Genomic DNA, 23,236 nt, shown 5'->3' on the forward strand with positions numbered 1-23,236 from the left:
TCAGCCCTCGCACTCGATCTCGACTACCGCGTCCCGCGAGAGTGCGGTGATCTTGTTCGACGTGACAGGGCTGGCGGCGACGCCCGGCAGCACGTACGAGCCCCAGTCGCACTCGTTGTCGGCGAAGAAGGCCTCCCGCGCTCCGTCCGGCGCGGTGTACCGCACGCGGTGGTCGGGCCCCCGGCAGTCGAACTCCGGGTCGCACAGGGAGATCAGGTACGCGCGCATGGTGAGCCACGTGCTGGTGTCGACGCAGCCGTTCACCGGCAGGCCGTTGTAGGCCTGGAACGCCTTGGCCGCGACCTCCGACTCGGTGTCCCACGCCCCGTCGACCGGCTCCAGGCCGGTGCCCGCCCACAGCACGTTCTGCGCCGCGACCACCGCGCCGCCGGACGTCTGGCCGCACTCGCCGACGGGGTCGTTGGACACCCACATCGCGCTCGAGTTCATCGCCTGCACCACGGCGGCGATGATCAGGGCGGCTGCGACGGTGCCACCGCCCGCCTGCAGCCAGGTTCGGGTGGTGGGCATTCCCTCGGCGCTCCTTCGTCGGCCCGACACCGGGGCCGGGCGATCTACTGGCGACCGCGAGCGTAACAATCCGCCCGTAAAAGACGGAAGCGACGCACCGGGAGAAACCAGGGCTGATGGCCGGGGGACCCGACCGATTCGCGTTCCCCGCCTGCCGAACCTCAGCGCGTCGTGTGGGCGCCGCCGTTGACGTGCAGGGTCTGGCCGGTGATGTGGCGCGCGTCCGGCGAGGCGAGGAAGGAGACCAGCGCGGCGACGTCGTCGGGCAGGCCCGGGCGGCCGTCGTGCGTGGCCGCGACGAGCCGGTCGCGCCGCTGCTCGGTGAGGCGGTCCTTGAAGTAGCCGGTCTCGGCGATGTAGCCGGGCGCCACGCAGTTCGCGGTGATCCCGCGCGGGCCGACCGACGCGGACAGCCCCGCGGTCCACGCCTGGACCGCCGCCTTCGCGACCCCGTACGACGTGCCCGCGTACTCGGCGCCGATCGAGCCGACGGTGACCACCGCTCCGCCGTCCGGCATGGTCTCCAGGGCCGCGGACGCCACCAGCACGGTGCTGATCAGGTTCGCCTCGAGGTTGGCCCGCCAGCCGTCGGCCACCTGCGCGAGGCCTTCCGGCTTCGGCCGGTCGAAGTCGGTGTTGCCGCCCGCCATGGCCACCAGGACGTCGACGGGGGCGTCGAGCTGCGCCATCAGCGCGGCGACGCCGTCCGGCTGCCCGACGTCGCAGCGCACCCCGCGCGCACCGGTCGCCTCCACCGCCCGGTCGAGCCGCGCCGCATCGCGGCCGGTGATGACCACGCTGTCCCCCTGCTCGACGAACCGGTGCGCCACCGCGCGCCCGATGCCGCCGGACCCACCTGTGACGAGAACGAGTCTGGGCATGATGCTGCCTCCTGCTCCTGCATGAATGGTATGTTTAGACCTAAACATACAGGAGGAGCCGGTGACCGAGTACCCCTTCGACTCCACGGCGGCCATGCCGCCCGAGGCGATCGCCGCCGCATGGGAGCGCGAGCTACCGGGCGTCCCGGTGTCGTCGATCGGCGTGATCACACCACTGTGGCGCGCGGCGAAGACACTTGCGGACGATCGCCGCAGGACCCTGCACCGGATAGGGATCGATCCGGCGACCCTCGACCTGCTCAGCACCCTGCGGCGCGCGGGCGAGCCGTGGGCCCTGACGACCAAGGAGCTGGCCGCGCAGACCCTCGTGACGGCCGGTGCGATCTCGCAGCGCGTGGCCCGGGCCGAGCGCGAGGGCCTGGTGACGCGGTCGCCGTCCGACGCCGGGCGGCGCGCGGTGGCCGTGACACTGACCGTCGCCGGGCACCAGCTCGTGGAGCGCGCGGTCCGCGACCTGCTCACGCACGAGGAAGAGCTGGTCGGCGGCCTGACGACGGAGGACCGCCGGACGCTCGCCGGACTCCTCGCCCGGCTCGACCCGGGCGCCGGCCGTCAGGCCGGTTCGGTCGTCTGACCCTCGAAGTACGTCTGCAGCACCACGGTGGTGCGGGTCGAGACCTTGGCCGTGCGGCGGATCCGCCCGAGCAGCTCCTCCAACGACCTCGGGGAGGCCACCCGCACAGTGAGCAGGTAGTTCGCGTTGCCCGCCACCGAGTAGCAGGACTCGATGCCCGGCATGCCCCGCAGGCGTTCGGGCGCGTCGTCCTCCTGCGCCTGGTCCAGGGGCGTGATCTCCACGAACGCGGAGAGCGGCAGCCCTACCGCCTCCGGGTTCACCACCGCTCGATAGCCCGTGATGACGCCGCGCGCCTCGAGCTTCCGCACCCGCACCTGCACCGCCGACAGGGACAGCCCCGAGATCTCGGACAGCACCGCGAGCGTCGTGCGCCCGTCCTTGCGCAGTGCGTCCACGAGCGCTCGGTCCACCCCGTCGAGCGGTGCCAGATCGTTGTCGGTCATCCCGCCACCTCCGCCGCTTCCAGCCAGGCCGCCTCGAGCTCGTCGCGCTCGCTCACCAGGTCGCGGAGCTCCGCGTCCAGCCGAGCGACAGCCTGGTAGTCCGTGGCCTGCTGTGCGATTGTTTCGTGCAGCTCGGCCTCCTTCTGGGCAATCTTCGCAAGACGACGCTCGATTCGGGAGACCTCTTTCTTGGCGGCACGGATGTCGCGCTGGTTGACGGCCTCTCCCCCGGGGTCGCCGCCCGACGCCGGAGCCGTGCCCGACGTCGTCCTCCCCGTGGCCGAGCCGCCCGGCGTACCGGCGCCGCCCCCTGCCGGGGTGCCCGAGGCGGAGGCGCCGGCGGCCTTGGCCGCTGCCCGGAGCCGCAGGTACTCCTCCACCCCGCCGGGCAGGTCCCGGATCGTCCCGTCGCCGAGCAGCGCGACCTGCCGGTCCGCCACCCGTTCCAGCAGGTACCGGTCGTGCGAGACCACGATCAGCGTGCCGAGCCAGCCGTCCAGCAGGTCCTCGACCGCGGCGAGCGTATCGGTGTCGAGGTCGTTGGTGGGCTCGTCGAGCAGCAGCACGTTGGGCTCGGCCACCAGCAGGCGCAACAGCTGCAGCCGACGCCGCTCGCCGCCGGACAGGTCCTTCACCGGCGTGTAGGCCCGCTCCCGGGTGAAGCCGAGCTTCTCCGTGAGCTGCGACGCCGTGAGCTCCTTGCCGTCGACGACGACCCGGCCCTTCTCCGACTCGATCACCTCGACCGCCGTGAGTCTCCCGAGCTCGTCCAGCTCGGAGACGTCCTGCGTCAGCTCCTTGACGTGGATCGTCTTCCCGCGCTTGACCCGGCCCGAGCCGGGCTCACGGCGACCGGCGAGCAGCGCGAGCAGCGTCGTCTTGCCCGCACCGTTGACGCCGACCACGCCGTACCGGTCCCCGGGACCGAGGCGCCACGTCACGTCGTCGAACAGGACCTTGCCGCCGAGCTCGAGCGAGACCGACTCCAGGTCCAGCACGTCCTTGCCCAGGCGACGCGTCGCCATCCGGGTGAGCTCCATCGAGTCGCGCGGCGGCGGCTCGTCGTCGATCAGCGCGGACGCGGCGTCGAGCCGGAACTTCGGCTTGGACGTACGGGCCGGGGCCCCGCGGCGCAGCCACGCGAGCTCCTTGCGCAGCAGGTTGTCCCGCTTCTCCGCGGCTGTCGCGGCCTGCCGCGCCCGCTCGGCGCGCGCCAGGATGTAGGCGGCGTAACCACCCTCGTACCCGTCGATCGCGCCGGTGCCGTCGCCGCGCACCTCCCACATGCGCGTGCAGACCTCGTCGAGGAACCAGCGGTCGTGCGTCACGACGACCAGTGCACCGGTCGCGCCGGGGCGGCCGTAGCGCTCGCGGAGATGGGCGGCGAGCCAGGCCACGCCCTCGACGTCGAGGTGGTTGGTGGGCTCGTCGAGCAGCAGCACGTCCGGGTCCTGCACGAGCAGGGCCGCGAGCGCCACGCGCCGGCGCTGACCGCCGGAGAGCTTGACGACCGGGGCGTCCCAGGCGAGGTCGGCGAGCAGGCCTTCCTGCACCTGGCGGACCCGGGCGTCGGACGCCCAGACGTGCGTCTCCGCGTCGCCGTGGACGACGTCGAGGATCGTCGCGTCCTCGTCGAGCTCGTCCCGCTGGTCGAGCATGCCGAGGACCGTGCCGCCAACCTTGGTGACCCGTCCGGCGTCGGGCTGCGAGGTGCCGGTGAGGATGCGGAGGAGGGTCGACTTGCCGGCGCCGTTGGGGCCGACCACGCCGACGCGGTCGCCGTCGTCGAGGCCGAGGGAGACCTCGGACAGGAGGGTGCGAGTGCCGATGGTCAGCGCGATGCCGTCCGCGCCGAGTAGATGTGCCACCTCAGCAGCCTAGTTCGCCGCGGGCCGAGGGTCGGACACGAGCCGTTGTTCTGTCTCGCCCGGGAGGCGCTGACAGGTGTCTGTTCGATGTCGGACGCCGCGGTTACGCTGTCCACCGTCGACGGCGATCGTGCCCGTCGACTCCGCCGTCGGCCCCGCTGACGACTACGCCGAGGAGCATTCACGTGGCCCAGTTCGACATGCCGCTGTCCGATCTCGAGAGGTATCTTCCCGAGATCGACGAGCCCGCCGACTTCGACGAGTTCTGGTCGACGACCCTGGCCGAGGCGCGCACGTTCGACGAGGCGCCGGAGGTGGAGCGCATCGACGTCGGGCTCACCGAGGTGGTGGTCGACGACGTGACGTTCCCCGGCTTCGGCGGGCATCCCGTCAAGGCGTGGCTCACCCGGCCCGCGCACGCGGACGGCGACCTGCCCGTGGTGGTCGAGTACGAGGGCTACGGCGGCGGGCGGGGCCTGCCCCACGAGAAGATCCACTGGGCGGCGGCCGGTTACGCGCACCTGCGGATGGATACGCGCGGGCAGGGTTCGGGCTGGGGCGCAGGCGGGGACACCCCGGACCCGGTGGGGTCCGGGCCGTCGACCCCCGGGTTCATGACCCGCGGCGTGCTCGACCCGTACGACCACTACTACCGCCGGGTCTTCACCGACGGCGTCCGGGCCGTCGACGCCGTACGCACCGTTCCCGGTCTGGACCCGCTGCGCGTGGCGGTGAACGGCGGGAGCCAGGGCGGGGGCATCAGTATCGCGGTGGCCGGGCTGGTGCCCGACGTCGTCGCCGCGATGCCCGACGTGCCGTTCCTGAGCCACTACCGCCGCGCGGTGTCGACCACCGACTCCTTCCCGTACGGCGAGATCACGAAGTACCTCTCCGTCTACCGTGACCCGGCGGTCGAGGCGCAGGTCTGGCGTACCTTCTCGTACCTGGACGGGGTGTCGTTCTCCCGGCGGGCGCGCGCGGCCGGGCTGTTCTCGGTGGCGCTCATGGATGCCACCTGCCCGCCGTCCACCGTGTACGCGGCGTTCAACAACTGGGCGCCCGACCAGGCCGAACCGGTGGTCAAGGAGATGGACGTCTACCCGTACAACAACCACGAGGGCGGCGGGGACTACCGGTTCCCCCGCAAGCTCGCCTGGCTGGGCAAGATCATCTGACGGGAGGCCAGGGCACAGGCGGGAAATTTACCTGTCTCGCCCGGGCGGTAGGCTCCGCAGCGCACGTTCATCCCCGGAGGTTTCCCGTGCCCCAGTACGACCTTCCGCTCGTCGCGGTGGCGCCGGCAGCGCCACCGGCCACCGACGAGCCCGCGAACTTCGACGCGTTCTGGTCGCAGACGTTCGCCGCGCACCGCGACGTCGAGGTCGCGCCGGTGCTGTCGGCTGCTTCCGCCCGGGCACGGGACCTCACGGTCGAGGCAGTGACGTTCGCCGGGTTCGAGGGATACCCCGTGCCGGGCCGGCTCATCACCCCCACCGGCGCCGGCAGCACGCTGCCCGGCCTGGTCGAGCTACGGCCCGCCGGCCGTACGGCGGACCGGGACCTCGAGTGGCTCGCGTCGGGCGGGTTCGCGCACCTCGTGGTCGAGCTGCCACCGGACGACCTCGACGACCCCTACAACCGCGTCGTCTTCACCGACGCCGTCCGGGCGGTCCAGGCGCTGCGGACCCTCGCGAGCGTGGACCCGTCGCGGGTCGCGGTGCTCGGCAGCGGTCCGGTGGCGGCGGCGGTGGTCGCGGCGGCAGGGCTGCTCCCCGACCTGGCCTGCGCGATGGTCGAGGGCGACATCCCCGCAGCGCACAAGGACTCGCTCGTCGCGTTCGCCCGGCGGGCGAGCACACCGCTCCAGCTCACGCAGGGCGCCGGAGCGCAGGTGCTGCTGGAGGAGTGGGGCGGCAACGCCGCGCAGGCGCTGGCCGCGATGACGGGCTCCGTCGAGCGGGTGGTCGAGTGCGTGCTGACCACCGAGAGCAGCACGGTGACGCGCCGCACGCGCTGGATCGCGGCGCACACGCAGCTGACGAACGTCTTCGTCCCCCAGATCGCCTACTGACCCTCCCGCGAAGCAGGGCTGCGGTCAGCGGGTGATCGAGGTGATGACCTGCGTGCCCGGGGCGGGGCCGCTCGCGCACCAGACGGCGTCCACGACGTCGGCCGCCGTCCACGCGGCGCCCAGTGCCAGCGCGTGCTGCCGGGAGCGCCCCAGTGCGGCGACCGTCGGACCGGACCCGGACACGATCACGCCCAGTGCCCCCGACTCGGTGGCGACGTCCAGCACCTCGGCGAGCTCGGGTCGCAGATCGAGCGCCGGCGCCTGCAGGTCGTTGTGCAGCGCCTTGCCGAGCGCCACGGGGTTCCCGGCCCGGAGCGCGTGCATCAGCTCGGTGTCGTCGGCGGGTGCGACGGCGGGAGTCGACGGGCCGGCCAGCTCGTCGAACCGCTTGAAGACGCTGGGCGTCGACAGGCCGACGCGCTGTGTGCCGAAGCACCAGTGGAACTCCCCGCGCGTCATCGCCGGTGTCAGCAGGTCGCCCCGCCCCGTGCCGACGGCGGTGTGTCCCAGGAGCGAGAACGGCACGTCCGCGCCGAGCTCGGCGGCGATCTCCACCAGCTCGGACCGCGGCACCCCGGCCTCCCAGAGCGTGTCGCAGGCCAGGAGCGCGGCAGCGGCGTCGGCGGATCCGCCGGCCATGCCCCCCGCGACCGGCACGCCCTTGGTGATGTGCAGCGCGACGTCGGGCGCGAGCCCCGTGCGGTCGGCGAGCAGCGCGGCCGCACGCCAGGCGAGGTTCGTCTCGTCGGTGGGGACGTCGTCCGCCTGCGGGCCGGAGACGGTCAGCGAGATTCCGGCTCCCGGCGCGGCCAGCGTGGCCGTGACCTCCTCGAACAGGGTCACCGCCTGGAAGATGGTCGCCAGCGGGTGGTAGCCGTCGCTCCCGACCGGTCCGACGCGCAAGGCGAGGTTGACCTTCCCGGGCGCACGGACCCGGACCGACGGCAGTGGCGCCGCGCTCAGCCGCCCGCTCACTCGTCCCCCTCCACGTTGTCAGACGTACGGGTCACCGGAGTGACCTGTGGGTCTGACACGTTGGGGAGCTGCTCCGCTATGCGCGCGAACTGCTCGACCACCAGCGTCTCCCCGCGCGCGCCCGGGTCGACACCCGCGGCACGGAGCGCCGCCTCCGCGGCGACCCCCGAGCCGAACAGCCCGGACAGCGCGGCCCGCAGGGTCTTGCGGCGCTGTGCGAACGCGGCGTCGACGACCTTGAAGACCCGTTCGCGCGGCGCGGTGGTCGACGGCGGCTCCCGGCGCTCCAGGTACACGAGCGCGGAGTCGACGTTCGGGGCGGGCCAGAAGACGTTGCGCCCGATGGTCCCCGCGCGGCGGGCCGACGCGTACCAGGCGGCCTTCACCGACGGGATGCCGTAGATCTTGGAACCCGGCACGGCGGCGATCCGGTCGGCGACCTCTGCCTGGACCATGACGAGCACGCGCTCCAGCGAGCCGAACCGCTCCAGCATGGTGAGCAGCACGGGGACCGCCACGTTGTACGGGAGATTCGCCACGAGCGCCGTCGGCGGGGCACCGGGCAGGGTGGTGACGTCGAGCGCGTCGGAGAGCACCACCTCGAAGTCGGCGTCCGGGAACCGGGCCCGCACGGTCTCGGCGATCTGCCCGGCCAGGAGCCGGTCGATCTCGATGGCCACCAGCGAGGCTCCGGCCTCGACCAGGCCGAGGGTCAGGGAGCCCAGCCCGGGCCCGACCTCGACCACGCGCTCACCGGGCTTCAGCCCGGCGATCCGCACGATCTTGCGGACGGTGCCGCCGTCGTGCAAGAAGTTCTGGCCCAGCGTCTTCGTGGGCCGAACGCCCAAACGCCCTGCCAGGTCGCGGATCTCCGCGGGACCGAGCAGGGCGTTCGAGGTTTCGTTCATGTAGGGGAGCCTAACCGGATCAGTACCAACCCACCGACTCCGAGTGGCCCCACGCGCCGCACGGCGTGCCGTAGCGGTCCGCGATGTAGCCGAGACCCCACTTGATCTGCGTGGCCGGGTTGGTCGCCCAGTCCGCACCCGCGGAGGCCATCTTGTCGCCCGGCAGCGCCTGCGGGACGCCGTAGGCGCCCGACGACGGGTTGGCCGCCAGGTGGTTCCAGCCGGACTCGCGCTCCCACAGGAGCTCGAGGCAGGTCCACTCCTGGCCGGTCCAGCCACGCGCGGCGGCCATCTTCTGGCCGATCTCCTTGACGGAGCCCGCCGGCACCGGGGTGCTCGACTCGCTGGGCGGGTCGACCTCGACGGAGGCCTCCTCGACGGGACGCTCCTTGGTGCCCTCGACGACGACACGGTCGACCGGCTTCTTGGTGACCTCGTTGGAGAGCTCCTTGCGGGACACGACCTCGCCGTCGACCATACGCACGAGGAGGACCCGGGTGCGTACACCCTGCTCGCCCTCGCGCCGAACCAGGTTGCCCTCGTCCTCGTAGCGGTCGTCGTCCTGGACGGTCCTGGTGTCGAAGCCCAGGCCGGCCTTCCTGGTGATCTTCTTGCTCTCGACACGCTGCACCTGGATGGCGACGTCGGCGCCCGACTTCTCGGCGGCCCGCGCGTCCTTGGCTGCGATCGCCTTGTCCTGCACCAGGGAGGCCACGGGGGCGATGCTCACGCGGTCGTCCTCGTCGAGCTCGACCTCGAGGCCGTCGAGCACCTCGTCGACGCTCGCCGAGTGGTCCTCGACAACACGGGTGGTGCCGTCGGCGACAACCGCGACGGGGCCGTCGTCGTTCAGGCGGAGCGGGAGGGAGGCGCGGTCGCCGGAGCGGGACGCCACCAGTGCGACGTCGCCGCCGCGCTCGGCGAGGGTGGTCAGCGCCTCTCCCGCGTCGGTGACGGTGACCCATACGTCACGCTCCGCGTCGCCGTTGGTCATGGTGACCTGGCGGGCGTAGCGGACGACTACCTGGTCGCCGTCGGAAAGCTTGGCATCGGCCCCGGGGGCGACGACGTCGCGCTCGCCCAGGCGGACACCCTGCGACTCGAGCATGCCCGCAACGGAACCGGCGTAGGTGGTGATGGTCTTGGTGGTGCCGTCGACGTCCAACGTGACGGTCTTGTGTACCTCGGCGAATGCGACCGAACCGGACGCGACGACCGCGACGGCCGAGAGGCCGGCGACGAGCGGCCAGCGACGGCGGTGCTTCGAGGGGGTGTCCTGAGGTGCTACAGCCTCGGACTCTGAGTTGATGCTGGGGATGGAGCCAGAACTCTGCTGCTCAAAACGGGGGTTCACGCGTGTCCAGTCGTCGGACGTCCCGGGCACGGGCGGCGAGGCGGGTATCCCGTTTGGGGCGAGATTCCCTACCACGAAGCGGCCGAACAGGCCCTGCCGCTCTTGCGAGCCGTCGTGGTCTCGACCGGCCGATCCGGCGGTCTCACACTGCCCGCGAGGCTCCGCGTCCAGTGCCGCCCTGCCACCGCTGGAGTGCCGTGGCGTACACCACGTGGCACCCCCGCGCCAGCGAGGACAACCGAAAGTAACTGATTTGTTACCGCTCGGCCAACCATCCTGGTGGGTTGCAACTGTGTTGTCGGTCACTCGTCCAGGACAAGCGTCCAACTCTTGGGAGGCCCCGAACAGGGCCCACGGGACGGGGTATGACCGAACGGATGGAGGATCTCCGCAGGCCAGGACGGGCGTGGAGGCTGCGGGGCCGCATCGATCGTTAGTCGGAATCAGGCTTCGAATCAGACTTCGGTTCGGGTTCCGGTTCCGGTTCGGGTTCCGGCTTCGGCTTCGGCTTCGGATCGGACTTCGGCTCCGAGTCGGACCTCGAGTCAGCCTTCGAGTCGGACTTCGACGTGGGCTTCGGTTCCGGCTTGGGCTTGGGGCGCTCCTTGGTGCCGTACACGATCACCTTGTCGACGGGCGTCCGCGCGACCCAGCTGTTCACCTTCTCCTTGCTCACCACCTTGCCGTCGATCCGGGTGACGTCCCAGGCCGTCACGCGCTTGCCGTCGGCACCTTCGGACGCCAGGTACGGCCCCAGGTCCGCGTAATGGCCCGGATCGGTAGTCGTCACCGTCTTGTGCGGAATCCTGCTGGCGACCTCCTCGATCGTGGCCTTGACCTCCTTGACGACGACGGTCAGCACCGGCTCGCTCTGTCCGCGCACGTCCCGGTGCAGGACCGATACCCGGTCGTCGCTGTCGACAGCAGCCTCCTGGGCCGCGAGCAGCTCGTCGAGCCGCACGGCGCCGTCGGCCACCCGCCGCACCTCTCCGCCGATCGCCAGGTGCACGGGACCGTCGACGTCGAGCTGCATCGGGAGCGTCACCCGGCCCTCGACCCGCGCTGGAACCAGGACCGCCTTGCCGTCCCCTCGCGAGATCTGGGTCAGCGCCTCGTCGGCGTCGAGTGCCGTCACCCAGGCGTTCCGCTGCTCGCCGTCGGCCCACACGGCGACCTCGTGGCCGTAGCGCACGACCACCGTGCCACCGTCGCGCAGTGCACCGTCGAGACCGGGTGTCACGGCGTCCCGCCCGGTGACCTCGACACCCTGGTCGGTCAGCAGGTCGGCGACATCACCCTGGAAGGTCTCGACGGAGGTGACCTTGCCGCCGACGTCGAGCAGGACGGTCTTGTGAGCCGCCCCGTAGACCGCGACACCACCGGCGCCGACCAGGGCGACGGTGACGAGGCTCACGAGGACCGCTACCCCGCGGCGACGCCGGGGCGGTCCGGGCACAGGCGGTGGCGGCGGAGGCGGTGGAGCCGTCGCGACCCCTGCGCCGTCGGTCGCCAGTACCGGCATCGGGCCGGACGGGTGGCCGGGCGGAAGGGTATCCATCACCTCGGAACGGGTGTTGGCAATGTCCGCGACGGTCATTCCTGCGGGAAATACCTCGTCCGCCGGCGGCGCCGGTCCGAACTGCGCCGAACCAAAGAAAGGCGAGTCGGAGAAAGGCGCGTCGAAAAGGTCGGTGAAGCCGGCGTCGCCGTCGGCCTCAGAGTCGGGGAATTGTCCGGGGCTGCCCTGAGCCGGATGCGGAGATGTCACGCGAGTCCAGTCCTCGAGCGGTCCGGGCACGGAAGACAAGACGGCGCGCCTCCCACGCAGCTCCCGCGCGAGGCACGAGCCCGGCCGACCGATCCGGCGGTCCCTGAGACGGTAACTCCGCCGTTACCGAATGCAAGCCGAAAGCGGCAATACGTTCAGCAAAGGGTCCGGAACGCCGGACAATATCCCAAATGTCGTCCAGGAAGAACGTGGATCAGTACCAACCGATCTCGACCGAGTGCGCCCACGCGCTGCACGGTGTTCCGTAACGCCCGGATATGTAACCGAGGCCCCACTCGATCTGGGTGGCCGGGTTCGTCAGCCAGTCGCTGCCGACCGTGGCCATCTTGGATCCCGGGTTCGCCTGCGGGATGCCGTACGCGCTGCTGCTCGGGTTGTCGGCGTTCCAGCGCCAGCCGCTCTCCTTCTCCCAGAGCTGGTCCAGGCACGAGAACTCGTCGGCGCCCCAGCCACGCTCGGCCGCCATCGCCTGGCCCAGCGCCCGGGCGGAGCCGGGATCCACGGGGGCGGTGGCGACGTCCATCGTCCCCACCACCACCTCCTCGTTCACCGGCTTCCGGACGACCTTGCGCTCCACCTCGGTGCGTTCGACGACGGCCCCGCCCACGGTCTTCATCGCATACGTCACCCTGACCTCGCCTGCCACGCCCGCGGTGCGGATCGACTCGTAGCCTTCCGGAAGGCTCGGGTCCTCGATCGTCTCGGTCTCGAACGGGAGCACCTCGGTCACCGTGCGCGACGACGAGGCGTCGCGGCTGACCATAACGACCATCCCGTCCACCGCCGCGGCGTCGGGCGGTACGGAGGTGACGTCGCCGTCGGCCAGCGTGACGCCCGCCTCGCGGAACACTCCGCGCACCGTCGACTGGGTGGTGTGGAACTCGAGCACCGAGCCGTCCACTGCGATGTTGACCTGCTTGACCGTCGAGAACCGGACCGGGTCGCGGTCCAGCCGCGCGGTGCGGGAGGCGGTGGCGAGCGCCCCGTCGCCGCGCGGCCCCAGCGCCGCCAGCAGCTCGCCGACGGTGCCTGCGGTGGTGCGCAGCGTCATGACCTGGCCGTCGAGCTCGACGGTGACCTCACGGCTGGTCCGGACCACCACTGTGGCGCCCTGCCCGACGCCGGAGGTCGCGGCAGGCTGCACGACGTCGTCCCGCCCGAGCTCGATGTGCTGCGACGCGAGGGCCTCACCGACGGTGTCCCCGTAGACGCCCACGGTGTGGATCTCGCCGTTGTAGTCGATGTTCAGGACGTTCGCGTTGGCGACGTAGACGCCGGTCACAGCAAGGAGCGTGCCGACGACGGCGCCACGGACCACCCAACGGGCCGCTCTGCTCGCGAGCCACGGCCGTGCGTACCTCACCACGAGCACCAGACCGTAACGGAACAATCTCTCCGGGAAAAGCCATGCGGGTATGAAATGAAATACCGCACTCTTCGTTTCAACGCGCCATTCTCACCAATTGCCGTAGACCCGCTCCGAGTTCGCGGTTATGGCAGCGCACAACGTGCCGAGGTCCTCTTCGAGATGAGCCGCCATCGCCCGGACCGTGTGGGCCGCCGCGAAGGGGGCGTTCGGCTGCCCGCGGAACGGGTGCGGTGTGAGGTAGGGAGCGTCGGTCTCCAGCAGGATCAGCTCCCGCGGCGCCGCCGTCAGGGCGTCCCGCAGATGGTCGTTCGCCTTGAACGTGACCGGTCCGGCGAACGAGAGGTACCAGCCGTTCTCGGCGCAGACGCGGGCCATCTCGGCGTCGCCGCTGAAGCAGTGGAAGACGGTGCGCTCAGGGGCGCCGTCGGCCAGCAGGACCTCGATGACCTCGGCGTGCGCGTCCCGGTCATGGATCTGCAGGGCGAGACCCAGCTCCTTGGCCAGGGCGATGTGCGCGCGGAAGCTCGCCCGCTGCGCCTGTTCGCCGCGCGGGCCCGTGCGGAACAGGTCCATACCCGTCTCGCCGATCGCCCGGATGCGCTGGTTGCCCTTGGCCAGGTCGGCGATCTCCGCGACGGCGTCGTCGAGGCTCACGGCGTGGTGCGGCTCGGCCTCAGGCGTGAGCCCGTCCGGCCCCACCTCGAGCACCCCGGCATGCAGGGTCGCCTCGTTCGGATGAATGGCCACCGCCCCCACCACCCTGGCCTGTTGAGTGCTGGATTTTCGCCCTGTTTCAGGCCCTGAAAGGGGCGAAGATCCAGCACTCAACGGAGCTAGGAGGGCGGCGGTCCAACGGGCCGACGGGAGGTCGCAGCCCACCTGGACCACCCGGTCCACGCCCGCACGCGCCGCACGGGCCAGGTGGTCGGCCACGGTCGGCGGCCAGGCCTGGCCCGCCGGCTCGCCGTCGGGCGCCGCCTCGGCGAGGACAGCACCGATGTGGTCGAGGTGGGTGTGGTTGTCCACGACGGGTACGGGCAGCGGCTCCGGATCTACCGGAAATCCGCGCTCGCGCGTGCGCTTCGCCATCCTCGGGTCAGTCCACCGATCCCGCGCCGAACCGCTCGCGGTACCCCTCCAGGTCCTCGTCGCTGATCTTGGCGAACAGCACGGGGGGCACGGTGAAGCTCGCCCCGGCGGGCACCGCGTCGAGCGCAGCCGCAGCCTCCGGGGTCACCCAGGTCGCGGTGTCGTCGTCGAGCGCGAACACCCCGCGCAGCGTCGCCGCGCTCGCCGGGATGAACGGCTCGGACACCACCGCGTACAGGTGGATCAGGTTCATCGCGGTACGCAGCGTCACGGCGGCCGCGGCCTCGTCCGTCTTGACCTGCTTCCACGGCTCCTTCTCGACCAGGTACGCGTTGCCGGCCGACCAGAGCGCCCGCAGGGCGTTGGCGGCCTTGCGGTACTGCAGGGCCTCCATGTGCTCCTCGAGCTCGGCCAGGAGGCGCGTGACCTCTGCCCCGAGCTTCGCCTCGGCCTCACCGGGCTCACCGCCGGCGGGGACGGTGTTCCCGAACCGCTTGGCGGAGAACGTCAGCACCCGGTTCACGAAGTTGCCGAGCGTGTCGGCCAGGTCCTTGTTCACGGTCCCCGCGAAGTGCTCCCACGTGAACGAGGAGTCGTCGGACTCCGGCGCGTTCGCGATCAGGAAGTACCGCCAGTAGTCGGCCGGCAGGATCTCCAGGGCGGCGTCGGTGAAGACACCGCGCTGCTGCGAGGTGGAGAACTTGCCGCCGTAGTACGTGAGCCAGCTGAAGCCCTTGACGTAGTCGACCATCTTCCACGGCTCGCGGACGCCGAGCTGCGTAGCCGGGAACATCACCGTGTGGAACGGGACGTTGTCCTTGGCCATGAACTGCGTGTAGCGGACGTCGGCGGCCTCGTACCACCAGGACTTCCAGTCCCGGGTCTCACCGTCGGCGGCGTCCGCCCACTCCTTGGTGGCGCCGATGTACTCGATCGGGGCGTCGAACCAGACGTAGAAGACCTTGCCGTCGGCGGCGAGCTCCGGCCAGGTGTCAGCCGGGACCGGCACGCCCCACTCGAGGTCACGCGTGATCGCGCGGTCGTGCAGCCCCTCGGCGAGCCACTTGCGCGCGATCGACGTCGACAGCAGCGGCCACTCCTTGCTGTTCTCGTCGATCCACGCCTCGACCTCGCCCTGCAGCTTGGACTGGAGCAGGAACAGGTGGGTCGTCTCGCGCACCTCGAGATCGGTGGAGCCGCTGATCGCCGAGCGGGGGTTGATCAGATCGGTCGGGTCCAGCACGCGGGTGCAGTTCTCGCACTGGTCGCCGCGCGCCTTGTCGTAGCCGCAGTGGGGGCACGTGCCCTCGACGTAACGGTCGGGCAGGAACCGGCCGTCGACCGGCGAGTACACCTGCCGGATGGCGCGCTCCTCGATGAACCCGTTCTCGTGCAGGCGCCGTGCGAAGTGCTGCGTGATCTCGGCGTTCTGCGGCGACGAGCTGCGGCCGAAGTAGTCGAACGTCAGGCCGAAGCCGTCGTAGATCGCCTTCTGCGTCTCGTGCGCCCCGGCGCAGAACTCGGCGACGGGCTGGCCGGCCTTCGCGGCGGCGAGCTCCGCGGGCGTGCCGTGCTCGTCGGTGGCGCAGATGTACAGCACGTCGTGGCCGCGCTGGCGCAGGTAACGCGCGTACACGTCGGCCGGGAGCATCGACCCGACCATGTTCCCCAGGTGCTTGATGCCGTTGATGTACGGAAGCGCACTGGTGACAAGGTGGCGAGCCATCGCTGGATGCTCCAATTCGTAAGGACGGGAAAACTGCTCTCCAATCCTAGGGCCACGGGCCCAGCGGAATACGCCGGTGGTTGTGGTCCCTGGATCACTCCGCCGAAGCGGCGGCAGTCAGCGGACGACGGCGGGGTCGATCTCGTCGGCCCAGTCGAGGAAGTGCTCGACGATCGATAGCCGCCAGACGTCACCCACCTCGTACGCCTTGAAAGATTTCGGGGTCTTGGCCCGCACGGAACGAAAACGGTCCGCCAGGATCGCCCGGTCGAACGGCAGCGCCTCCTGCTTGTCCCCGATGTCGAGCACTGCGACGCGCGAGAATCGCCCCGAGCGCACCACCGCGTCGATGTCGATGAAGTCGCGGGTCTCGCCTCGCGACCAGAGCGCGCTCATCTTCCCCGCCACTGCGTCCCGGACGTCCAGCACAGGGCCGACTTCAAACGTCGCGGGTGCGAACTCCCGGTAGTTCACACCGAGCTGGATCGAGCTCGTCTCCTGAGTCGTCTCGTCGGTCACGCTGAAGTCCGCGAAGGTCTGACCGATCCGGTTGTCGTGCACGGAAAGACCGGAGGCCAGGAACGCCGCCCGCAGTCTGGCGACAGAGATCTCGAACAAGCCCGGCGCGTAGACATTGGTGAACAGGTCGACGTCAGCGGACGGCCGGTCACCGATTCCGTGGGCGGAGATCGCGTAGCCGCCGGCGAGGACGAAGCCATGGCTTTCCAGCGCCTCGAGCCCGATCCGGGCGAGGCGCTCGTGGAACGGCAGCATCAGGCGGTCCGCATCTTCCGGCTTCGGGCCGCGAGCTCCGGGAATCTCTGCTCCCAGAGCGCTCGACACTGGCTCGGAAGGGTCAGCCTCGGCCAGAACCGGAGCAGGAGACCGCGGTCCAGGATCCGCACATGGTCGGAGGCGGTTCCGTCGCGGACGGTCGCGCTGTACAGCTCACGCACCCGCTGTGGGTTGGCGACGTCGTACGTGGGGTCGGTGCTCGTGTCGATGTGCGGCCCAACCGTCACCACACCCGACGTCGGCCCCCGCAGGTCGTCGAGCGAGTCCGGGGTGACGTAGGGGATGTGGTCGGCGTAGACGTAGCCGCGCGGCACCGTCCGGTACGCACCGGGTTCTGCGGACATCCTGTTCACCCCTTCCGGGCTCGACTCGACAACGCTCCGAGCCTACGACGCGGCCCGCTCTCGGCTTCTAGGCTATCCACACACCTAGTCGTCTGCAACTGTGCACGACGGCCCACGGCAGGGCTACTCCGACGGCGTCAGCGTGACCCGCAGCAGCCGGTCGTCGACCACCCGGCCGTCCTCCGTCGTCGGCTCGCCCCTGCCGTCGGTGTTGTTCGTCAGTACGTGGAGCACGCCGTCAGGCCCCGCGTGCACCGCCCTGAGCCGGCCGAACTCCCCCTCCAGCAGCGCCCGCGGCTCCCCGAACCCGTGGCTCTCGCCGTCCGCCACCGCCGACGCCTCCCCGAGCAGCGGCACGCGCCACAGGCGCTCGCCCCGCAGGGACGCCAGGTACACGGCCTCCTCGGTGACGGCGATGCCCGACGGCGATGCCTCCGACGTCGGCCACCAGGCCACCGGGTCGACGAACCCGGCCTGGTCGCCCGGGCCCTCGACCTCGGGCCAGCCGTAGTTGCCGCCTGGCTCTATGACGTTCAGCTCGTCGAGCTGGTCCTGGCCGAACTCAGCGGCGAACATCCGCCCGCCGGGGTCCCAGCCGAGGCCCTGCACGTTGCGGTGGCCCATCGACCACACCGGTGAGCCGGCCTCCGGGTTGCCGGGCGCCGGCTCGCCGTCGGGCGTGACACGCAGGATCTTGCCCGCCAGCGACTCCGGGTCCTGCGCGTTGGCGGGGTCCCCGGCGTCGCCCGTCGCGACGTACAGGTAGCCGTCCGGCCCGAACGCTATCCGGCCGCCGTTGTGGTTCGAGGCCTTGGGGATGCCGTCGAGGACGGTCGTGAGGTCGCGCAGGACTCCGCTGTCGAGGTCCAGCTCGGCCCGTAGGACGGCGTTGTCCGTCTCCCCCGTGCGGTACAGGAAGACGGTGAACAACGGGCCGGCGTCGTCCGGGCCGACCGCCACGCCGAGGAGCCCGCCCTCGCCGTCGGCCACGGTCTGGTCGGCGAGCTCCTGCGCTCCGCTCGACCAGGCGAGGTACTCGACACCACCGTTCGGGTCGACACCACCGCTCGGGTGGACCACGGCAAGCATGGCGTCGTCCCGCATCGTGACGAGGAACCTGTCGCCCGGTAGCGGGGCCAAGCCCCACGGGACCGGGAGCTCCTGCATGACCACCTCGACGTCGGCAGTCACCTGCCCGTCCCAGGGGTCGTCGCCCGACGCCGAGCCCGACGCCGCGGAGGACGCCGAGACCGTCGGGCTCGGCGACACGACGCCCGGTTCGGGCGAGCCGGTGCAGCCGAGGAGCAGCAGGGCCACACCGGTCGACCCAGCAATGGCAGAACCCGAGCGCCGCAGCCTGGAGGTGATGGAATCCACGGCCCCATCCAAGCACCCTGCGGCTGCGGTCGGTCAGAATTTTGCGACCCCTACACACGGCATCCCGTCGTCGGCGTGTCGCGTGCAGTGTGTTGGGGTGGACGGTCACAGGCCACCGGCCGCGGTGGCAGAGTAGAAGCATGAGCCTCACTGAGTCCGAGCCTGTACGGCGGGCCCTCGTCGTCGTCGACGTACAGCCCACGTTCTGCGAGGGTGGCGAGCTCGCCACCGAGGGCGCGAACGAGATAGCGCACCGCGTCGCGGCCTATGTCGCGGCCCACCGCGACCGGTACACCACCGTGGTGACCACGCAGGACTGGCACATCGACCCGGGCGAGCACTTCAGCGACACCCCCGACTTCGTCGACTCCTGGCCGCCCCACGGCATCGCCGGCACGCCCAACGCCGAGCTGCATCCGGCGCTGGCCGACCTCGACCCGGACGTCCGGCTCAAGAAGGGCCAGTACTCGCACGGGTACTCGGGCTTCGAGGGCGCGGACGAGCACGGCCGCACCCTCGCGACGGTCCTGGAGGACGCCGGTGTCTCCGCCGTCGACGTCGTCGGCCTCGTGGAGTCGCACTGCGTGAAGCACACCGCGCTCGACGCACGGCGCGCGGGCCTGGCGGCCCGGGTGCTGACCGACCTGACGATTCCCGTGTCGGAGGCGCAGGGCGAGGTCGCGGAGAAGGAGCTGACGGCCGCGGGCGTGGACCTGCGCGACTCGTCCGCCGTCTGACCGACGAAAGCGTCAGATCCAGCTGGGTAGCACCATCAGCCGCTGCCAGTAGTCGTAGGGCACGGGCATCGCCGTCCAGATCGGGTAGTAGAGCACGCTCACGCCCACGATCAGTACCACCACCACGGCCGCGAGCCAGCACACGATGCGCCGGTCACCGCTCCTGCGCGAGGTCCGTTCGATCCCCATGGCCAGCAGGTACACGAGGGTCAGGATCACGAACGGCGTGAACACGATCGTGTAGAACGTGAAGATGGTCCGGTCGGCCAGCGGCCACGAGTACTGGAACCAGGGCAGCCAGCCCGCGGCGATTCCCGTCAGGGCGGCGGCGCCGCGCCAGTCGCGGAACCGGATGGCGAGCACCAGCACGATGGGGATCGCCACCGCGCCCAGCCACCACAGCAACGGGTTGCCGAGCGACGTCACGGCGGTCGCGCAGTCGCCCACGGCATCGGCGGGGCAGGGGCCCTGGCCCGGCGCGTACTTGTCCCAGTAGAACGACGTCGGACGCCACTGCACTATCCAGCCCAGCGGGTGCGACGCGTAGTTGTGGTCCGAGTCCAGGCCCGTGTGGAAGTCCCACATCATGTGGTGGTACTCCCACAGCGACCGCCCGGCCTCCCACGCGCCCTGCGCCCAGCTCCAGTCGGGCCACCACGTCGGCGGCGCGACGCCGTTCACCTCGGCCCAGTTGCGCAGGTACGACTTCGGGTGCGCGAACCACGCGGACCAGGACGCGATGTAGACCGCGAGCACGGTGGGCAGCATGATCAGGGCGGCCGGGACGGCGTCGACCACCAGCGCGTCCTCCCACCAGCGCTCGACGCCTGCGGTGCGCCGCGCCGTCATGTCCCAGACGACGGTGAGCACGCAGAACGCCGCCACGAAGTACAGGCCCGACCACTTGACGCCGCACGCGAGGCCCAGAGACACCGCGGCCGCGAACCGCCAGCCGCGGAACCCGAGCCGCGGACCGTACTTGCCGATCGCCCCGCCGGCGTCGACGATCTGCGCCACGCGGTCGGCGAGCCGCCGTCGGGCCCATTCCCTGTCCAGCACCAGGCAACCGAACGCGACGAGTACCCAGAACATGAGGAACTGGTCCAGCAGGCCCGTGCGCGAGTGGACTATCGCCTCGCCGTCGACCGCGAGCAGCAGGCCCGCGACCAGACCCAGCATCGTGGACGAGAACATGCGCCGGGCGATCCGCACCATCAGCAGCACGGCCAGGATGCCGATCACGGCGCTGGCGATCCGCCAGTGCATCGGGTCCTGCGCCCCGCCCATGAGGCGCATCCCGATGGCGATCATCCACTTGCCGACCGGCGGATGGACCACGTACTCGGCCTCGTCGGTCTTGTACGAGCTGACGTCGCCCGCCTCGAACGCCGGGTTCGGTTTGTCGGGCCACGCGGCCTCGAAGCCGAGGCTGGCCAGCGACCAGCCCTCCTTGACGTAGTAGGTCTCGTCGAAGACCAGCTTGCCGGGGCGCCCGAGCTCCCACAGTCGCGCTCCGGCAGCGATCGCCGTCACGACGAGCGCGCCGAGCACGCCCCAGAACCGGTCGGAGACGGTCCGCCCGAGCGCGAGGCGGCGCTCGCCCAGGAGATCGCGCAGGAGCCGGTCGCGCACCGGTGGTTCAGGCTCCGCGGCCCGCTGTCCGACGGCGGGGAACGACCCGGTGCGCGTCATGTGGCCGGCGACGGCTTCACGGCGCATGTGCGCGCCGTACGTTCCGGGCAGAGCCTGCTCCGTTGCGGCGAAATGCGCTCCTGTGGCGTCAGGCTGCTGAGACACCGGGCCAGCATAGAGCGTGGGACCCTGTGGTTCATGACCGAACCGTCCCTGGTTCCCGGGCCCGCGCCCGAGGCCGGCTCCCTCGTCCTGGCCGCCACGCCGATCGGTAACACGGAGGACGCCTCACCTCGGCTGATCCGCCTGCTGGCCCAGGCCGACGTCGTGGCCGCGGAGGACACCCGCCGTCTGCACGGTCTGGTCGGCCGGCTCGGGGTCGAGGTGCGCGGCCGGGTGACCAGCTATCACGAGCACAACGAGACGGCGCGGGCCGACGCGCTGCTCGACGTGGTCGCCGGGGGCGGCACGGTGGTGGTCGTGACCGACGCCGGGATGCCCTCCGTCTCAGACCCGGGGTACCGGATCGTGGAGCGCGCCATCGAGCGCGACCTGCGGATCACCGTCGCCCCCGGGCCGAGCGCGGTGCTGACCGCGCTCGCGCTGTCCGGCCTGCCGACCGACCGTTTCACCTTCGAGGGCTTCCTGCCCCGCAAGGCCGGTGACCGCGCCCGGACGCTCGGCGCCCTGGCCGCCGAGCCGCGCACCATGGTGTTCTTCGAGGCGCCGCACCGGATAGCGGAGACGCTGGCCGCCATGGCCGTCGCGTTCGGGGAGACCCGGCCCGCCGCCGTCGCGCGTGAGCTCACCAAGACCTACGAGGAGGTGCTGCGCGGCCCGCTGGCGGACCTCGCCGAACGGGCCGCGGCGGAGCAGCTCCGCGGCGAGATCTGCGTGGTGGTCAGCGGCGCACCCGAGGTGCACACGAGCGTGGACGACGTGGTGGGCGAGGTCCTGGAACGGGTGGCGGCCGGTGAACGCCTCAAGGCGGCGGTGGCCGAGGTGGCGGAGACGGCGGGCGTCCCGAAGCGGGACCTCTACGCGGCCGCCCTGGCCGCCCGCCCCCCGAAGTAGTCAGAAGCTCGCGCACGTGTCAGACGTACAGGTCACCCGGGTGACCTGTACGTCTGACACGTGCGCGAGCTTCTGACAGGTCACCAGTCGATCTGGGGGGTTGGGTGGTAGGCCGCGTTCTCGCGGCGCCAGGTGGCCGCCTCGATCGCTACCCGGGTCCGGAACGACTCCCAGTCCTTCGCCTCCGGCTGCGACCACGCGGTCTCGGCCACCGCGGCGAGCCGGGGCAGCAGCATCGAGAACAGGTCGTCGCGGCTCTGCAGCGTCTCGGTCCAGACGGCGGCCGAGACACCCTCGATCGCCGACTCGGGCAGGCCGTCGATCAGGGCCGCCGGGTCCCAGTCGTAGGAGTCGTGCAGCTCGACGAACGCCGCCCAGTGCTGGCCCAGCGGATGCTCGGGCGTGTACTTCATGTCGAGGTACGCGCGGTCCGCCGGGGACATCACGAACTTCGCACCGGCCCGCGCCGCGCGCACGAACGGCGCGGGGTCCGGCCGGGTGTCCCAGTACTGCAGCACCGTGCCGGGCCGGACGAGCGCGGGCTCCTCGGCGGCGTCCGTCGCTTCCGACGCCGCGGTGCCGGACGCCGCGGGCGTGCCCGCCAGCGCCGCGACCGCCGCCTGGTCGCCGTGCGCGGAGCCCGCTGCCTCCTGCCATGCGACGGGCGTCTTGCCCGCGCCCGCGATGATCTCCTGGCACAGCACCACGAACCGGCCGAACTCCTCGGCCTGCATCACCAGCACCTCGTCGCCGCCGAAGTGCACCCACGGCCCCAGCGTCATGCGCGCGACGTCGGTGAACACGTCCCGCAGGAACGGCTCCGTGGCCGGCAGGTCGATGTGCAGCTTCGAGAAGCCGACCTCGATCCCGTCATAGGTCTCGGTCGGCTCGCCCGAGGGCATCAGCTCGCCGTAGGCGTGGGTCGCCGCGTTGACGTGCCCGGGGACGTCGATCTCCGGCACGACGACGATCTCCCGCTCGGCCGCGTACTCCTGCAGCTCGCGGTAGTCCTGCGCGGTGAGGAACCCGCCCGGCGCGCCCGACACCGCACCCTGCGACGATCGCTCCGTCAGCGCGGGCCGGGACGGGATCTCCAGCCGCCAGCCCTGGTCGTCGGTCAGGTGCAGGTGCAGCCGGTTCATCTTGTACGAGCCCACGAGGTCCACGACGGCCCGTAGGTCCGCCGGCCCGAACCAGTGCCGCACCACGTCCAGCGACAGTCCGCGCCACGCGTACCGCGGCTCGTCCCGCACGACGACGGCGCCCACCTCGAGCGGTTCGCCGGCCTCCCGGCGGCCGGCGGCGACGAGCTGCCGCAGGGTGCGGACGCCGTGCAGCAGGCCGCTCCGCTCGGGCGCCGCGACGGTCACGCCGTCCGCGGTCACGGTCAGCGTGTAGCGCTCGGGGTTGCTGGAGCCGGAGGGTCCCGCTGCGGGATCCGGCGTGAGGGTCACCGGCACCCCGCCGTCCGGCACCACCAGGGCGCCGGCCGCGAGGAGGAGCTCGCCCGCGAGGCCCGCGACCGCGTCGTCAGCCGCGCGGACGGTGACCGTCGTGAGGTCCAGCACCCCCTCGGCCGGCTCGAGCTCGACAGGTGCTGGGATGACGGCGTCGGCGACGATGCCCGCGCCGCTGCTCACGGTGGTCACGATTGTTAGGGCCCCTTCGCTCCGAT

At 71.4% G+C, this 23,236-nt stretch carries 21 protein-coding genes; 5 read left to right on the plus strand and 16 right to left on the minus strand.

Annotated features, from left to right (window positions below; genetic code table 11):
• The gene (locus ACQEVI_RS08395) at positions 1-531 is read right to left on the minus strand and encodes a peptidoglycan-binding domain-containing protein (protein ID WP_432896800.1); all 531 of its coding nucleotides are present in this window, start codon (positions 529-531) and stop codon (positions 1-3) included.
• A 161-nt stretch (positions 532-692) separates the two neighbouring features.
• The gene (locus ACQEVI_RS08400) at positions 693-1,412 is read right to left on the minus strand and encodes an SDR family NAD(P)-dependent oxidoreductase (RefSeq protein ID WP_432896803.1); all 720 of its coding nucleotides are present in this window, start codon (positions 1,410-1,412) and stop codon (positions 693-695) included.
• Between the two features lie 61 nt (positions 1,413-1,473).
• Here ACQEVI_RS08400 and ACQEVI_RS08405 point away from each other — a divergent pair, with 61 nt between their 5' ends.
• Positions 1,474-2,007 (plus strand): MarR family winged helix-turn-helix transcriptional regulator, encoded by a 534-nt coding sequence (locus ACQEVI_RS08405; RefSeq protein ID WP_432896806.1) that lies wholly within the window; start codon positions 1,474-1,476, stop codon positions 2,005-2,007.
• On the opposite strand, the gene ACQEVI_RS08410 is transcribed toward ACQEVI_RS08405, so the two are convergent.
• Together ACQEVI_RS08410 and ACQEVI_RS08415 are read right to left on the minus strand one after the other, a co-directional pair.
• Positions 1,986-2,453: an Lrp/AsnC family transcriptional regulator gene (locus ACQEVI_RS08410; RefSeq protein WP_432896809.1), complete on the minus strand. Its 468-nt coding sequence runs from the start codon at positions 2,451-2,453 to the stop codon at positions 1,986-1,988. The two genes, ACQEVI_RS08405 and ACQEVI_RS08410, sit on opposite strands and share 22 nt — an antisense overlap.
• On the minus strand, positions 2,450-4,321 hold the full coding sequence (locus tag ACQEVI_RS08415) for an ABC-F family ATP-binding cassette domain-containing protein (protein ID WP_432896812.1): 1,872 nt from the start codon (positions 4,319-4,321) through the stop codon (positions 2,450-2,452). Before ACQEVI_RS08415 ends, ACQEVI_RS08410 begins: the two co-directional genes overlap by 4 nt.
• A gap of 185 nt (positions 4,322-4,506) precedes the next feature.
• On the opposite strand from ACQEVI_RS08415, the gene ACQEVI_RS08420 reads away from it, so the two are divergent.
• The gene (locus ACQEVI_RS08420; protein WP_432896815.1) at positions 4,507-5,496 is read left to right on the plus strand and encodes an acetylxylan esterase; all 990 of its coding nucleotides are present in this window, start codon (positions 4,507-4,509) and stop codon (positions 5,494-5,496) included.
• Between the two features lie 86 nt (positions 5,497-5,582).
• Entirely contained in the window at positions 5,583-6,392 is an 810-nt protein-coding gene (locus ACQEVI_RS08425; protein WP_432896817.1) for an acetylxylan esterase, read from the plus strand.
• Positions 6,393-6,416: 24 nt separating this feature from the next.
• On the opposite strand, the gene ACQEVI_RS08430 is transcribed toward ACQEVI_RS08425, so the two are convergent.
• From ACQEVI_RS08430 to ACQEVI_RS08475, 10 genes are all read right to left on the minus strand, one after another.
• Entirely contained in the window at positions 6,417-7,367 is a 951-nt protein-coding gene (locus ACQEVI_RS08430) for a 4-(cytidine 5'-diphospho)-2-C-methyl-D-erythritol kinase (protein ID WP_432896820.1), read from the minus strand.
• Positions 7,364-8,275 carry a 16S rRNA (adenine(1518)-N(6)/adenine(1519)-N(6))-dimethyltransferase RsmA gene (gene rsmA / locus ACQEVI_RS08435; protein ID WP_432896823.1) on the minus strand — a complete coding sequence of 304 codons (912 nt, stop codon included), beginning with the start codon at positions 8,273-8,275 and terminating at the stop codon, positions 7,364-7,366. The genes ACQEVI_RS08430 and rsmA overlap by 4 nt, the downstream gene beginning before the upstream one ends.
• Before the next feature lie 19 nt (positions 8,276-8,294).
• Positions 8,295-9,629: a ubiquitin-like domain-containing protein gene (locus ACQEVI_RS08440; RefSeq protein ID WP_432896826.1), complete on the minus strand. Its 1,335-nt coding sequence runs from the start codon at positions 9,627-9,629 to the stop codon at positions 8,295-8,297.
• A gap of 433 nt (positions 9,630-10,062) precedes the next feature.
• Positions 10,063-11,043, minus strand: a complete 981-nt coding sequence (locus ACQEVI_RS08445; protein ID WP_432896829.1) for a ubiquitin-like domain-containing protein — start codon at positions 11,041-11,043, stop codon at positions 10,063-10,065.
• A 568-nt stretch (positions 11,044-11,611) separates the two neighbouring features.
• Positions 11,612-12,781, minus strand: a complete 1,170-nt coding sequence (locus tag ACQEVI_RS08450) for a ubiquitin-like domain-containing protein (RefSeq protein ID WP_432896832.1) — start codon at positions 12,779-12,781, stop codon at positions 11,612-11,614.
• Between the two features lie 93 nt (positions 12,782-12,874).
• On the minus strand, positions 12,875-13,876 hold the full coding sequence (locus tag ACQEVI_RS08455; RefSeq protein WP_432896835.1) for a TatD family hydrolase: 1,002 nt from the start codon (positions 13,874-13,876) through the stop codon (positions 12,875-12,877).
• Between the two features lie 7 nt (positions 13,877-13,883).
• Complete coding sequence (gene metG / locus ACQEVI_RS08460) at positions 13,884-15,602, minus strand: methionine--tRNA ligase (RefSeq protein WP_432896838.1); 1,719 nt, start codon at positions 15,600-15,602, stop codon at positions 13,884-13,886.
• Between the two features lie 117 nt (positions 15,603-15,719).
• Positions 15,720-16,376: a nucleotidyl transferase AbiEii/AbiGii toxin family protein gene (locus tag ACQEVI_RS08465; RefSeq protein ID WP_432896841.1), complete on the minus strand. Its 657-nt coding sequence runs from the start codon at positions 16,374-16,376 to the stop codon at positions 15,720-15,722.
• Positions 16,376-16,741, minus strand: a complete 366-nt coding sequence (locus ACQEVI_RS08470; protein ID WP_432896843.1) for a hypothetical protein — start codon at positions 16,739-16,741, stop codon at positions 16,376-16,378. Before ACQEVI_RS08470 ends, ACQEVI_RS08465 begins: the two co-directional genes overlap by 1 nt.
• A 123-nt stretch (positions 16,742-16,864) precedes the next feature.
• On the minus strand, positions 16,865-18,118 hold the full coding sequence (locus tag ACQEVI_RS08475) for a PQQ-dependent sugar dehydrogenase (RefSeq protein WP_432896846.1): 1,254 nt from the start codon (positions 18,116-18,118) through the stop codon (positions 16,865-16,867).
• Between the two features lie 140 nt (positions 18,119-18,258).
• On the opposite strand from ACQEVI_RS08475, the gene ACQEVI_RS08480 reads away from it, so the two are divergent.
• A complete protein-coding gene (locus ACQEVI_RS08480; protein ID WP_432896849.1) occupies positions 18,259-18,855 on the plus strand; it encodes an isochorismatase family protein in 597 nt (198 codons plus the stop codon).
• 12 nt (positions 18,856-18,867) lie between these two features.
• On the opposite strand, the gene ACQEVI_RS08485 is transcribed toward ACQEVI_RS08480, so the two are convergent.
• Positions 18,868-20,652 (minus strand): dolichyl-phosphate-mannose--protein mannosyltransferase, encoded by a 1,785-nt coding sequence (locus ACQEVI_RS08485; protein WP_432896852.1) that lies wholly within the window; start codon positions 20,650-20,652, stop codon positions 18,868-18,870.
• 33 nt (positions 20,653-20,685) lie between these two features.
• Here ACQEVI_RS08485 and rsmI point away from each other — a divergent pair, with 33 nt between their 5' ends.
• Positions 20,686-21,561 carry a 16S rRNA (cytidine(1402)-2'-O)-methyltransferase gene (rsmI, locus tag ACQEVI_RS08490; protein ID WP_432896855.1) on the plus strand — a complete coding sequence of 292 codons (876 nt, stop codon included), beginning with the start codon at positions 20,686-20,688 and terminating at the stop codon, positions 21,559-21,561.
• 80 nt (positions 21,562-21,641) lie between these two features.
• Here rsmI and ACQEVI_RS08495 read toward each other — a convergent pair whose 3' ends face one another.
• Positions 21,642-23,210, minus strand: a complete 1,569-nt coding sequence (locus ACQEVI_RS08495) for a family 20 glycosylhydrolase (RefSeq protein ID WP_432896858.1) — start codon at positions 23,208-23,210, stop codon at positions 21,642-21,644.
• Positions 23,211-23,236: the final 26 nt, after the last annotated feature.

Origin of the sequence: Promicromonospora sp. CA-289599 (assembly GCF_050936155.1) — a bacterium.
Classification (GTDB): Bacteria; Actinomycetota; Actinomycetes; order Actinomycetales; family Cellulomonadaceae; genus Promicromonospora.